Origin of the sequence: Streptomyces sp. NPDC021019 (assembly GCF_044333295.1) — a bacterium.
Classification (GTDB): domain Bacteria; phylum Actinomycetota; class Actinomycetes; order Streptomycetales; family Streptomycetaceae; genus Streptomyces.
In genome coordinates, this window is the sequence record NZ_JBIRQR010000003.1 from 949240 (window position 1) to 961777 (window position 12538).

Annotated in this window: 10 protein-coding genes; 3 read left to right on the forward strand and 7 right to left on the reverse strand. The window is 72.2% G+C overall.

Translation table 11 applies throughout. The annotated features are described in order from the left end of the window. Positions 1-10 precede the first annotated feature (10 nt). The 3 genes from ACH4RG_RS21875 to ACH4RG_RS21885 are packed head-to-tail and all read left to right on the forward strand — an operon-like array spanning position 11 to position 2981. Positions 11-1021: a carbohydrate ABC transporter permease gene (locus tag ACH4RG_RS21875; protein WP_397918024.1), complete on the forward strand. Its 1011-nt coding sequence runs from the start codon at positions 11-13 to the stop codon at positions 1019-1021. Then, the gene (locus tag ACH4RG_RS21880) at positions 1018-1947 is read left to right on the forward strand and encodes a carbohydrate ABC transporter permease (protein ID WP_398539999.1); all 930 of its coding nucleotides are present in this window, start codon (positions 1018-1020) and stop codon (positions 1945-1947) included. Before ACH4RG_RS21875 ends, ACH4RG_RS21880 begins: the two co-directional genes overlap by 4 nt. Further along, positions 1944-2981, forward strand: coding sequence for a hydroxyacid dehydrogenase (locus ACH4RG_RS21885; RefSeq protein WP_398540000.1), 1038 nt, complete (start codon positions 1944-1946; stop codon positions 2979-2981). The genes ACH4RG_RS21880 and ACH4RG_RS21885 overlap by 4 nt, the downstream gene beginning before the upstream one ends. A 69-nt stretch (positions 2982-3050) precedes the next feature. Here ACH4RG_RS21885 and ACH4RG_RS21890 read toward each other — a convergent pair whose 3' ends face one another. The 7 genes from ACH4RG_RS21890 to ACH4RG_RS21920 form a co-directional block, all read right to left on the reverse strand. Beyond that, positions 3051-3920, reverse strand: a complete 870-nt coding sequence (locus ACH4RG_RS21890; RefSeq protein ID WP_397918027.1) for a class II fructose-bisphosphate aldolase — start codon at positions 3918-3920, stop codon at positions 3051-3053. A 50-nt stretch (positions 3921-3970) separates the two neighbouring features. Then, a complete protein-coding gene (locus tag ACH4RG_RS21895; RefSeq protein ID WP_397918028.1) occupies positions 3971-4858 on the reverse strand; it encodes an SIS domain-containing protein in 888 nt (295 codons plus the stop codon). A 186-nt stretch (positions 4859-5044) separates the two neighbouring features. After that, complete coding sequence (locus ACH4RG_RS21900; protein ID WP_398540001.1) at positions 5045-7891, reverse strand: hypothetical protein; 2847 nt, start codon at positions 7889-7891, stop codon at positions 5045-5047. Further along, on the reverse strand, positions 7888-9018 hold the full coding sequence (locus ACH4RG_RS21905) for an AAA family ATPase (protein WP_397918030.1): 1131 nt from the start codon (positions 9016-9018) through the stop codon (positions 7888-7890). Before ACH4RG_RS21905 ends, ACH4RG_RS21900 begins: the two co-directional genes overlap by 4 nt. A 99-nt stretch (positions 9019-9117) precedes the next feature. Beyond that, complete coding sequence (locus ACH4RG_RS21910) at positions 9118-10530, reverse strand: VWA domain-containing protein (RefSeq protein WP_398540002.1); 1413 nt, start codon at positions 10528-10530, stop codon at positions 9118-9120. After that, on the reverse strand, positions 10527-11933 hold the full coding sequence (locus ACH4RG_RS21915; protein WP_397927397.1) for a hypothetical protein: 1407 nt from the start codon (positions 11931-11933) through the stop codon (positions 10527-10529). The genes ACH4RG_RS21910 and ACH4RG_RS21915 overlap by 4 nt, the downstream gene beginning before the upstream one ends. Continuing rightward, positions 11933-12451, reverse strand: a complete 519-nt coding sequence (locus tag ACH4RG_RS21920; protein WP_397918033.1) for a hypothetical protein — start codon at positions 12449-12451, stop codon at positions 11933-11935. Before ACH4RG_RS21920 ends, ACH4RG_RS21915 begins: the two co-directional genes overlap by 1 nt. Between the last annotated feature and the right edge of the window lie 87 nt (positions 12452-12538).

Here is a 12538-nt window from a genome sequence, read left to right on the forward strand (position 1 = left end):
GGAGCATCAGGTGTCAGCCCCACTCGCCCGGCCGGCCAAGACCCCGGCGCCCCAGACCGCGCCGCCGCCCATGCGGCCCGCGGTACCCGCCGGCCCGGCCGTTTCCACCGGACCGGGAAAGCCGGGCGTTCCCTGCACCCGGCGCGGACAGCGCCGGGCGGTCGCCCTGTTCACGATCCCGTTCTTCGCACTGTTCACCGCCGTCACGGTCCTGCCGATGCTCTACGCGGTCTGGATGAGCCTCTACCGCGAAGAGTCCTCCGGCCTGGGATTCGGCGGCACCGAGCGGGTCTTCGCCGGCCTGGGCAACTTCACCGAAGCCCTGGGCAACGAGGCGTTCCTCCGCTCGTTCGGGCACATCGCGCTCTACTGCGCGCTCTACATCCCCGCGATGGTCGGCGGAGCGCTCATCCTGGCCCTGCTCGTCGACTCGACCATGGCACGGGCCCGGCGCTTCTTCCAGATCGCCTACTTCCTGCCGCACGCGGTACCCGGCCTGATCGCCTCGCTGATCTGGCTCTACCTCTACACCCCGGGGCTCAGCCCGATCACCGACGCCCTCGACGCGCTCGGCGCCCAGTGGAACTTCTTCGGCCAGAACGAGGCGATCTTCTCGGTCGTCAACATCTCCGCCTGGCAGTGGACCGGCTACAACATGATCATCTTCTACGCCGGCCTCCAGGCCGTTCCCCGCGAGGTCCTGGAAGCGGCGACCGTCGACGGAGCCGGAGCCCTGCGCACCGCCCTCCAGGTCAAGATCCCCATGATCCGGCCCACCGTCGTCCTGACCCTGCTGTTCACGTGCGTCGGCGCCATCCAGCTCTTCGACGCCCCCAAGCTCGTACAGCTGCGCGCCAACACCATGGGCGAGGACTGGTCGCCGACCATGTTCATCCACACCGCGGCCTTCAAGGGCCACGACTACGGCCTGGCCGCCGCGAGCTCCCTCCTGCTCGCCCTCGTCGCCGGCCTCCTCTCCTTCGTCGTCACCAAACTGGGCAACCGGTGGAAGGCCTCATGAGCACCCGGACAGTCACCCCCGACGCACCGTCCGCTCCCACGGCGCCCCGAGCCGCCGTACGCCGCTCCGCCCCGCCGCCGGACCGCCGCGGCCGGGGGATCACCTCCCGCGTCATGGTCAACGGCGTCCTCGCCGTCGTCGCCGTCTACACCCTGATGCCGCTGACCTGGCTCCTCATCGCCTCCACCAAGAGCTACCGTGACCTGTTCGCCACCAACCCGTTCAGCCTCGGCGACTTCCGGTTCCTGGCCAATCTGGACGCCCTCCTCGACTACAACGACGGGGTCTTCGTCCGCTGGCTGCTCAACAGCCTCCTGTACACCGTCGTCGCCTCCGGACTCTCCACCCTCATCTCGGTGGCCTGCGGCTACGCCTTCGACAAGTACGCCTTCCGCGGCCGGGAGAGGTGGTTCGGGGTCGTCCTCGTCGGCGTCCTCACCCCCTCGACCGTGGTCCAGCTCCCGCTCTACCTGATGGCCTCCGAACTGGGCGTCGTCAACACCTACTGGGCCGTCCTGATCCCCGGCCTGGTGAACCCGTTCGGCGTCTACCTGGCCCGCGTCTTCTCCGAGGGGTACGTACCGGGCGAGGTCCTGGAAGCGGCCCGGATGGACGGGGCGGGAGAGGTGCGGACCTTCACCGGAGTCGCCCTGCCGATGCTGGCACCCGGCCTCGTGACCATCTTCCTGTTCTCCTTCACCGCGAGCTGGAACAACTTCTACGGCGCGCTCATGATGCTCAACGACGACCGGCTCTACCCGGTCAACCTGGGTCTCTACATGTGGAACCAGAACGTCTACCAGCAGCCGGAGCTCTACCCGCTGGTCATCATCGGCTCGCTCGTCGCCGTCGTCCCCCTGATCGTCGCCTTCCTCTGCCTCCAGCGCTTCTGGCGCTCGGGCCTCACCGCAGGAGCCGTCAAGTGAGCCACCCCGCCGCCCCCCGGCCGACCCGCCCCCGCACCGTCCTGGCGATGAGCGGCGAGACCCGCGCGGCGATCCTGGCCCCGGAGGTCCTGGACCGGCTCACCCGCGTCGCCGACCTCGTCCCCGGCCTCCTCGTCACCGACTTCGGCGCCGACGACCCCGCCCAGCGCACCGGGCTCCACGAGGCCGAGGTCCTGTTCACCGGCTGGGGCTGCCCGCCGCTCGGCCCGGCTGCCCTGAGCACCATGCCCCGGCTGCGCGCGGTCGTCCACGCCGCCGGCTCCGTCAAGCACCACATCACCCAGGACGTCTGGGACCGGGGCATCGCCGTCAGCACCGCCGCGACGGCCAACGCCTTCCCGGTCGCCGAATACACGGTCGCGGCGGTCCTCTTCGCCAACAAGCGGATCCTGGAGAGCGCCCGCGTCTACCGCGAGGCCCGATCCCGGGTGAACCTCCTGAGGCGGTTCCCCGCCGTCGGCAACTACCGCCGCACCGTGGGCATCGTCGGTGCCTCCCGAATCGGGCGCCGCGTCGTCGAACTGCTGCGCCCCTACGATCTGCGCGTCCTGGTCCACGATCCGTACCTGGACGAGGGCGGCGCCCGGGCCCTGGGAGTGGAGCGCGCCACCCTCGACGCCCTGGCGGCACAGAGCGACGTCGTCAGCATCCACGCCCCCGAACTCCCGTCGACCCGGCACCTGTTCGACGCCGGCCGCCTCGCCCTCATGCGGGACGGGGCAACCCTCGTCAACACCGCACGCGGCTCCCTGGTGGACACCGAGGCGCTTGTGACGGAACTGGTCGCCGGACGCCTGAACGCCGTGCTCGACCACACGGAGCCGGAAGTCCTGCCCGCCGACTCGCCCCTCTACGACCTGCCGAACGTCCTTCTCACCCCGCACATCGCCGGGTCCCAGGGCGGCGAACTCCACCGGCTCGCGGACGCCGCCGTCGACGAGCTCGAACGTTACGCGCGCGGTCTGCCGTTCGCCCACGCGGTGGACCCCCGGACCCTGCACCAGCAGGCCTGACTCGCACCTCTGCCCGTACAGCGGTCCAGCACGCCGGGGAGGCCCTGTCGGGGCGTCCCCGGCGTAGCGTCACGCGGCGTGCGCCCGCCCCGAAGGCAGCACCGCGATCATCCGGGCCACGGTGCGGGCCATCGCGTCCCGGCCGTCCGCCAGATAGCGGCGCGGGTCCACGCCCCGGTCGTCGCGGGCCAGTCGCTCCCTTATCGCTCCGGTCATCGCGATGTTGAGCGCGGTACCGATGTTGACCTTGCGGATCCCGCCCGTCACGGCGCGGGCCAGTTCCTCGTCGGAGGCCCCGGACGAACCGTGCAGCACCAGGGGGACCGGCACGGCCTCGCGCAGCCTGTCCAGCAGGCCGTGGTCGATGACGGCGTCCCGCGAGGTCATGGCGTGCGAGGTGCCTACCGCCACGGCCAGCGCGTCGACCCCGGTGGCCGAGACGAACGACCGCGCCTCGTCGGGATCCGTACGGGCCCCGGGCGCATGGGCGTCGAGCGCCGGCTCCCCGTTCTTCCCGCCGACCTGCCCCAGCTCGGCCTCCAGCCACAGACCCCGCTCGTGCGCCCACATGACGGCGGCGCGGGTCGCCGCCAGGTTCTCCGTGTACGGCAGCCGGGCGGCGTCGAACATCGCCGAACTGAAACCGCAGTCCGTCGCCCGGTGCAGCAGCTCGGTCGACTGCACATGATCGAGGTGCAGGGAGACGGGTACGGCGGCCTGGTCGGCCACCTCCGCCGCGGCGCGCGCGAGCGGCCGCGGCCGGCCGCGGTGGTAGGCGACCGCGTTCTCGCTGATCTGCAGGATCACCGGCGATCCGGCCGCCTCCGCGCCCTCGGCGACGGCTTCCGCGTGTTCCAGGGTGATGATGTTGAACGCGGCGACCGCACGGTGCTGTGCGGCGGCCTCGGCGATCAGATCGCCGGTGGCGGCGATGGGCATGGCGACTCCGGGGTGAGGGACCGTCGGGCGGGAAGGTGCGGCCGGAGCCGTCAGGCCGTGCTGCTGAGGATGACCGAGCGGGTGAGGTGGCGCGGCCGGTCCGGGTCGAGACCGCGGGCGTTAGCGATGGCCAGGGCCAGACGCTGCACCCGGACCAGCTCCGCCAGTGGGTCGAGGCCGCCCGCCACCCACCGGGCGCCGGTCGCGTGCACCTCGTCCATCAGCCCGGACGGGGCCTCGCCGAGCATCCAGGTCGCGGTGGAGCGGCTGGAGATGCTGATCGGGCCGTGCCGGTACTCCATCGCCGGGTACGCCTCGGTCCAGGCGAGCGCCGCCTCGCGCATCTTCAGCGCGGCCTCGTTGGCGAGCCCCACGCTCCACCCCTGCCCGAGGAAGGTGAACTGGCTGCACTCCACAAGACCGGTGGGCAGCGGCTCGGCGAGCGCGACCTGGGCGTCCTCGACGACCGCGTCGGTGTGCAGGCCCAGATGGGCGCGGAGCAGGGTCAGCGCCGAGGTGGCGAAGCGGGTCTGGACGACGGACTTCTCGTCGGCGAACTCGAGCACGATCGTGTCGTCGGCCATCGCCGCCATCGGGGTGTCGGGATCACCGATGACCACCGTGCGGCGAATCGTGTCACCGATCTTCCCGAGGAGTCCGAGCACCTCGGTCGTGGTGCCGGAGCGGCTCAGTGCCACGACCCGGTCGTACGGCCGGCCGGCCGGGAACTCCGAAGCGGCGAAGGCGTCGGTCTCGCCCTGGCCGCTGCCCTCCCGAAGGGCAGCGTAGGCCTGGGCCATGAAGTACGACGTGCCGCAGCCGACCACGGCGATGCGCTCGCCGGCCGCCGGAAGCCGGTGGGCGAGCCCGTCCGCCATGCCGGCGGCCACCTGCCAGCAGTCGGGCTGACTGGCCAGCTCCTGAGCCACGTGCGTCATCTGTGCTCCCTGTTCCCGGCGGTCAATGCTCGAAGCTGCATATTAGGCAAGCGTTTCAAGCAATATCAAGCAGACGGGTGTGCGGGCCGCCATGCGCGCCCGGTCGATGGAGCGGCCGGGGTTCCGGGAGACGGAGCGGGCGCGGCGCCGGGGCGAGGTCGGCCTCTCCGGCGTCGCGCACCGCCCTCACGCGCCCGCGAGCAGCGACTCCCACGCGGCCGCGGTGTCCGGATGACGGGCGGTCAGCGCCGCGCCGCCCGGCTCCGCCGGACCCGCGCCGGGCGCGGCCCACGTGCCGTCGCAGCCGAGCAGCTCCGCGACCGCGTCGAGCGTTCCCGGGTGGGTGAAGAGCAGCGCCGCCGCGCCACGGGTCCCGCCGCCGGCCGCCTTCGCACGGTCGGCGGCGGGTGCACCGGCTTCCGGGGCCTCGCGCCACGGCGGCACCCATGCGTCCAGCGCCGTGAGGCGGGCCGGGAAGATCCGCCCCGCCTCACGGATCAACAGGGGAGCCAGGTCCGCCGCTCCGGCGCGCAGCGTGGTGATCAAGGTCGGCAGCCACGGCAGCAGCACCTGGTCCGGCAGCCGCCCGAACGCGTTCGACACGGCCTCCACCACCACGCCCGCGAGCCCCGGCACCGGCACCAGCGCGTGCACGAAGCCGCTGAGATAGCGCGGGTAGGCGGGCACCACCATCGGGTTCGCCAGCAGCTCGCCGCAGCGCTCCCGCAGCTCGGTCCGGGACAGGGCGCCGAGCTGCACCTGCGCCGCCCACAGGAGCGCCGTCCGCTCCGGGTCCGTGGGACGCGACTGGGCGACGGCCAGCTCCAGCTGGGCCCGGTCGCAGCCCAGGGACAGCGCCAGGCCCTCCATGCTGAACAGGAAGCCCAGCATCGCCGCCACCTGCCCCGCGGTGGCGTCCTCGTCGGTGAACGCCGTCGGCAGCAAGGTGCAGTAGTGCGCGTAGCCGGTTCTGACGAACGACTCCACCCACGGCGGCAGGACCGGCTCGCCGGTCCGGTAGTAGGCGAGCAGCCCCCGCACCCGGCGCAGCACCTCCGGGGCCCCGTCCACGGTGCGTTCGGCGCCGAGGACCTCCAGGGCGCGGGTGCCCAGCTCGTCGGCGAGACGGCGGCCGCCGAGATACAGGGTCGCGTCCTCGACGGCGGCGAGGACGACCGCCGTCGTCGCCCTCGGCCCGTACGCGTCGCGACGCAGCCGCTGCTCCAGGACCTGCTCGATGCTCACGCCCTCGTAGCCGAGCTCGATCAGCGCCCGTTGATGGGTGCCCAGCGCCAGGTCCCACGACTCCTGGATCGAACGCTCGCCGAGCTTCCGCTCACCCATGATCGGCCGGGCCGCGCCGTGCGGCAGCAGACGGCGGAGCATCCACAGCACGTCGGAGCAGGCCCCGAGCTCCGGGCGGGAGCCCATGTCCAACAGGGCGCGCTGCACGCCACGCTGCTGGAGCTTCAGCTCCAGCGGCGCGAGCCGGTCGTGCACATCGCGGGCCAGCGGCGGCAGCGCGTCGTAGCCGACCCGCCCGATCCGGTCGCCGCCCATCATGATCTCGACGAGCCGGCGCACGTCCCGTCGGCCCGGCACCGAGTCCTTCTCGACGCAGGTGATCGCCGCGTCCTGGAAGTCGTACGGAGTGGGCTTGGCCCGGTCCCGCATCCCGGCGAGCAGGATCGACGTCTCGAACACCGCGATGGCGTCGGCGGTGGACGCCGGATAGCCGGCGCGCCGCGCCGCGCGCACGATGTCCACCGACCAGCCGAGCAGCTCGGCCTCGTCCAGGGTGTCGAGGACGGGCGGCCGACGAAGAAACCCGGAGAGCCGGTCCGCGGCTGCTTCCGGCGGGGGAGCGGGGGCGGCCGGGGCGGCCTTCCTCGGCGTACGAGGCTTCTTCGCTCCGTCCTGACCGGCCAGCCGGTACGGCTGCACCCGGGTGCGCTTGAGGTTCTTCGCCCACTGGGTCGCGGCGATCGACACCGACCCGGGGGCCAGCCCGAACTGCGCCTCGATCGCCGCATGGCTGGACGGGATCAGCCCGTGCTGCCAGGAGGTGGCGGAGCGCGGGGAGATCAGGAACGATCCGCCGCCCGCCACCCCGAACTCCTCGACCCGGCTGGCGGCGTGGAAGGCGCCGCACACGTACAGGCAGTCCTCCGGGTCCACCCCGCTCGACGCCAGGTGCTCGCGCATCCGGGTCCACATGTACCGCTCGCGGTCCTCGTCCACCCGGAGGCGTTCCCCGTCGCCGGGGGCGAGCCGCCGGAACAGGCTGCCGACGAGGAACATGACCTGGCGGTAGGCGGCGTGGTCGCTGTCGCCGAGCGGGATCTCGACGTACTGGTGCCACCACTCCGACCAGTGCCGCACCTTGCCGTGGCGCAGCAGATGCTCCTCCAGCTCCGCGAAGCGGGGCCGCAGGTTCCCGATCTCCACGCCGACCGCCTCACCGTGCAGCGCCGCTTCGGGCTCCGGAGACCCGTCCACGGGACCGGGCACCCCTTCGGGGGCGCGCTCGCCGTGCCGGCTGTCCCACTGGAAGACGTGGTCGGAGGACCGGTCGACGAGGACCAGCTCGACGCCCGGGGTGTCGAGGGCGTACGCGATGGCCTGGTACTCGGCGGAGGCCTCGGTGATCGGGGCGACGACCGACAGCGGGGCCCACTCGGCGGGGAACCCGTCGATGTCGCTCGCGAACGCCTGGACCGCCACCGGCAGGCGGCAGTTGCGCAGCTCGTCGAGGAGCGGCGCCATGTCCTCGCACAGCTCCAGATAGACGACCTTGGGCTGTTTCTCGCGCAGCCGGCGGGCCATGGCGAGGGCGGAGGCGGGCGAGTGGTGGCAGACCGGGAAGATCTCCAGCGGCTCGCGCACCGCCCGGTCGACGTCGTCGACCATGCCGAGGAGGATGCCCTCCAGTGCGTCGGGCCCGTCGGCGAAGGCGGTGGCGGCCTCGTGCAGCTGCCCGCGCAGCGCCGCGAACGACGTGTCCCCGGGGCGACTCGTGGGGGACCCGCTCATGACAGCGTGGCGATCGTGTCACGGCCGCCGTCCAGGAACTCCGGCCACGAGCCGCCCTCCTCCTTGCCGCGCGGCTCGACGACACCGTGCAGGTATTTGTTGAAGATGGCCAGGTCCTCCGGGTTCCGCCGGGCCAGCGAGCCGACCAGCGAGGAGGCGAGGGTCCGGGCGGTCAGCGTGCTCTCGCCGAAGAAGTTGCTGTGCAGGACGGCGTCCTCCAGCACGCCGATCTGCTCCGCCGTCGACAGCGCGGACTCCAGCTTCTCGTCGTCGCTGCCCGCGGCGGCGGCCGAGGCCCGCAGATCGGCGAAGCTCTGGAGAAGGATGTCGAGGAGCGTCGGCGGCACGTCCAGGTCGATCGCGTGGCGGCGCAGCAGTTCCTCGGTGCGGAAGCGGACGATCTCCGCCTCGCTCTTCCTGTTCGTCACGACCGGGATGCGCACGAAGTTGAAGCGCCGCTTCAACGCGGACGACAGGTCGTTGACGCCCCGGTCGCGGCTGTTGGCGGTCGCGATGATCGAGAAGCCCGGCTTGGCGAAGACGATGTTGTCACCCGCGTCCGTGCCGTCGGTCCCCAGCTCGGGAACGGAGATGTACTTCTCCGAGAGAATCGAGATCAGCGCGTCCTGCACGTCGCTGGTGGAACGGGTCAGTTCCTCGAAGCGGCCGATGGCGCCCGTCTCCATCGCGGTCATGATCGGAGACGGGATCATCGACTCACGCGACTGCCCCTTGGCGATGACCATGGACACGTTCCACGCGTACTTGATGTGGTCCTCGGTCGTGCCGGCCGTACCCTGCACCACCAACGTGGAGTTGCGGGAGATCGCGGCGGACAGCAGCTCCGCCAGCCAGCTCTTGCCGGTGCCGGGGTCACCTATCAGCAGCAGACCGCGGTCCGAGGCCAGAGTGACGATCGAGCGCTCGACGAAGCTCCGGTCGCCGAACCACTTCTGTGAGATCTCCCGGTCCAGGCCGTCGGCGCGCTCGGACCCCAGGATGAACAGCCGGACCATCTTCGGGGACAGCCGCCAGGAGAACGGCTTGGGGCTGTCGTCGATCGACTCCAGCCAGTCGAGCTCCTCCGCGTACTTGGTCTCGGCGGGGGCGCGCAACACGTCGGACATCAGAAGGCCTTTCTGAACAGGCGGGAAGGTGCGGACGGAGAAAGGGGTGAGGAGGGACGGCGCGCGGCGGGCGGGAGGGCTGCCCCGCCCCGCGGGTTTTCAGGTCAAGAACGTCTTCAGTTCGTGCACGAGCTTGTTCACGTGCCCGGAGACCACGGGCGTGCCCAGGGCCTTGAACCGCTCCCGGAACCAGGGATTGACCTCCTGCCGTCCGGAGCTGGTCACCGAGCCGACGGGAAGGAACTTCACCCCGGAACGGTGGACGGCCTCGATGCCTTCGAAGAGCGGCTGGGAGCGGTCGAACTCGTAGAAGTCCGAGATCCACACCATGACGGTGTTCTTCGGCTCGGCGATCTTCGGGCGGGCCATCGCCATCGCGACGGGGCCGTCGTTGCCACCGCCGAGATTCGTGCGCAGCAGGACATCGAACGGGTCGTGCACCCACGGCGTGAGGTCGATCGAGCGGGTGTCGTAGGCGATGAGATGGACGTCCACCTTCGGCAGCCCGGCGAAGATGGAGGCGAGGACGGTGCAGTTCACCATCGAGTCGACCATGGAGCCGGACTGGTCCACCACGACGATCAGCCGCTGCGGCGTCGTCCTGCGGACGGTGTGCCGGTAGTAGAGGCGATCGACGTAGAGCCGCTCCTCCTCCGGGCTCCAGTTGGTGAGGTTCTTCCAGATCGTGCGGTCCAGGTCGAGATTGCGGAAGACGCGCTTGGGCGGCACCGAACGGTCCAGCTCGCCGACGGTGGCCTTCTCCACCTGCGTACGCAGTACCTCGGCCACCTCGTCGACGTAACGGCGGATCAACGACTTGGCGTTGGCGAGCGCCAACCCCGACAGATTGCCCTTGTCCCGCAGCAGCTGCTCGATCAGCGACATGCTGGGCGTCAGCCGCGCGGCGAGCCCCGGGTCGGCCAGCACCTCCCGCAGCCGCATACGCCCCACGAGATCCGCCTCGATCGCCGCCAGCTCGGGCCCGAGGCCGCCGGCGTCCAGGCCCGCGCCCGCCGCCCGCCCGCCGCGCAGTCCGCCGGGCGGGCCGCCCAGCGCACGCTCCAGCCAGCCCGCGTCGGACTGCCAGCGCGCCAGCTGCTCGGCGGTCACCGTGCTCGAACCGGTCGCGAAGACATTGAGCAGCACCTTCGAGACCAGTGCGGCGCGCCGTACCTCCGCCGCCCGGTCGCGGTCGCCGGCCGCATCGTCGTCCGGTGTCATCAGACCGTCGAACTCGGCGGCCAGCTCCGGATGGCGCTGTACGACCGAGTCGAGCGACGTTCCGGGATCCAGCAGCGCGGACGGCAGCCCGATGTCCTCGACCACCTCCAGGCTCGCCGACTCTAGCGCGGGCTGCTCCTCCCCGTCGAAGAGGCGGGCCAGGAGCCGCCAGTACAGCACCTGACGGCGGTTGTCGTACGGGTCGGGACCGGCGGGGGCCGGGTCGGTTTTTGCGGGGGCCGGGCCGGGCGCGGCGGGCCCGGGCGGCTGGCCGGTGAGGTCCTCGGTCATTTCCGCAACAGCCTTCCGGCGCGCTCGCGCAGCACGGCGACGGCGTCGGTGGCGGCCTTCTCCGCCCGGACACCGGCCTTGTCGGTGGTACCGCCCGCCCACGCCCCGGCGTGAGCGCCGACGGCCTTCTTCCGCACGGTCGCCTCGACCGCGAGCGGCTGGAGCAGGAACTCCCCGGCATCCCAGCGCAGCAGCCCGACGCAGGAGTGGGAGGCCGCGACCGCCTCGGGTGTCAGCGGACCGGCGGCGGGCGCGCGGTCGGTGTCGACGGCCAGAAGCCGCCCCGCCAGGTCGAACACGAGCCGGTCGTCCTCGCTCCGGGCGGTGTACCCCTCCAGCAGTACCGGCACGGCGATCCGGACAGGATGCCGGTCCAGCGGGGCGACGCGGGCGGCGATCGCGGTGGACAGCATCACGCGCGCGGTGGCGAAGGCATCGGCGGGCTCCCCCGGGCGGGCGCGCTCGTCGTCCCAGAGCAGATCCCCCTCGGCGGTCACCGGCATGGCGTCCAGCTCCATCGAGCGGCCCTCGCTCACGACGCCGAGCAGGGACATCCGGGGACGCAGCAACTGCCACAGGCCCGCCCCGACGACCGTGTCGGGCTTGGGCGCCGAAACCCCGGCGCGCACCAGACGGGGCGCGCCTCCGTCCGCCGGCTCGAACACGGCGTGGACCTGGGCCTGTACGGCCGTCGCGTGCTCCTGCACATCGATGCCGAGCGGCAACAGGCGACCGGTCACCGGCGTGACGGCGCGATCCCCGGCGGAGCCGGGCACCGTCAACAGCAGGGCGCGTGACCACAGGTCGGCCCAGCGGCGCACCGGCACGCGCTCCAGGGTCGCCCCCGGGCAGGACGCCGCGAGCTCGGCGGCGAACCCGTCGAGCAGCGTCGCCCGACGACGCAGGCCCGGATCGGGCAGCATCGCGGAGACCACCGGCGCCGCCCCGGCGACCAGCTCGTGGTCGATGCCCCGCCAGCCCCCGCGCGCGAGGTCGCACAGCCAACTACGGGCCGCCGCGAGGAGGTTCGTCCCGGGGGACGCCACGGCGGACCCCGGTCGGGATCCCGCCGACCCGTCGTCCTCGGCGACGGGCCGGCCGACGGCCTCGTCGATCCGCTGCGTCAGGGCGTCGTGCACGGAGCCGAGCAGCGCGCAGCGGGCGGCGGCGAGCGCCACGAAGTGATCCTCACCGGCGGCCCCGGCCGTCGTCCGGTCGGCCGCCTCCGCGACCCGCGCCGCCAGCGGGGTCCCGGCAACGGCGTCGGCGAGCCCGGCGACCGCCGCGGCCTGGGCGGGGCCCGGCCGCAGCAGACCGGCCACCAGCGCCTCGTCGAAGGCGTCCACGGCGGCGAGCGCCTCGTCTAGCCCCTCGACCGGATCGGACAACAGGTCGCCACGCATCAGGCCACCGCCCGCGTCGGCGGGAACCACTGCATCTCGGGCAACGGCTCGGTGACCGCCTCCAGTTCGAGGTAGGCCAGCTGCCGCAGGAACCGGCTGAACACCTGGGCGGCGGACGAGGAGTCGCCCTGCACCGGCCGCGCCGCGGTCATGGCGTTGGTGAGGGACCGCGCGTCGGGCTCCCCGTCCGGGGTCTCCACCGCGAGGCAGCGGGCGACGCGCTCCGCACCGTACTGCAGCACCGCCTCGCCGACGAGCGCCTGGATGTGCTTGCAGAAACCGCCGCGTGCGCCGCCGCAGGGCCGGTTGTTGTTGGTGCTGCAGGCGAACGCGTAACTCCGGGCCGTCACGGACGACACGTACACCCGACCGATGTCCGACCCGCTGGAGACGACTCCCTGCAACCGCCCGTCGGCCAGTTCGACGAACGGCACCTTGGCCAGCTTCCGTGGGCGCGCGGGCGGCATCACCCGCGCCGTACTCGACTTCTCCCAGACCGACAACGCGCCAACTCCCATGCATACGAAAGGGGACGTCCGCACCATCGCGGCGGGACATGAACGAACCTAATCCCGACCACTGACAACGCGTCCGACGGTCCGCGA

Excerpts from the sequence above, each read along its gene's own strand:
- ACH4RG_RS21880 (WP_398539999.1), top strand. The coding sequence starts at position 1,018 with ATGAGCACCCGGACAGTCACCCCCGACGCACCGTCCGCTCCCACGGCG.
- ACH4RG_RS21890 (WP_397918027.1), bottom strand. The coding sequence starts at position 3,920 with ATGCCCATCGCCGCCACCGGCGATCTGATCGCCGAGGCCGCCGCACAG.
- ACH4RG_RS21895 (WP_397918028.1), bottom strand. The coding sequence starts at position 4,858 with ATGACGCACGTGGCTCAGGAGCTGGCCAGTCAGCCCGACTGCTGGCAG.
- ACH4RG_RS21900 (WP_398540001.1), bottom strand. The coding sequence starts at position 7,891 with ATGAGCGGGTCCCCCACGAGTCGCCCCGGGGACACGTCGTTCGCGGCG.
- ACH4RG_RS21905 (WP_397918030.1), bottom strand. The coding sequence starts at position 9,018 with ATGTCCGACGTGTTGCGCGCCCCCGCCGAGACCAAGTACGCGGAGGAG.
- ACH4RG_RS21910 (WP_398540002.1), bottom strand. The coding sequence starts at position 10,530 with ATGACCGAGGACCTCACCGGCCAGCCGCCCGGGCCCGCCGCGCCCGGC.
- ACH4RG_RS21915 (WP_397927397.1), bottom strand. The coding sequence starts at position 11,933 with ATGCGTGGCGACCTGTTGTCCGATCCGGTCGAGGGGCTAGACGAGGCG.
- ACH4RG_RS21920 (WP_397918033.1), bottom strand. The coding sequence starts at position 12,451 with ATGGGAGTTGGCGCGTTGTCGGTCTGGGAGAAGTCGAGTACGGCGCGG.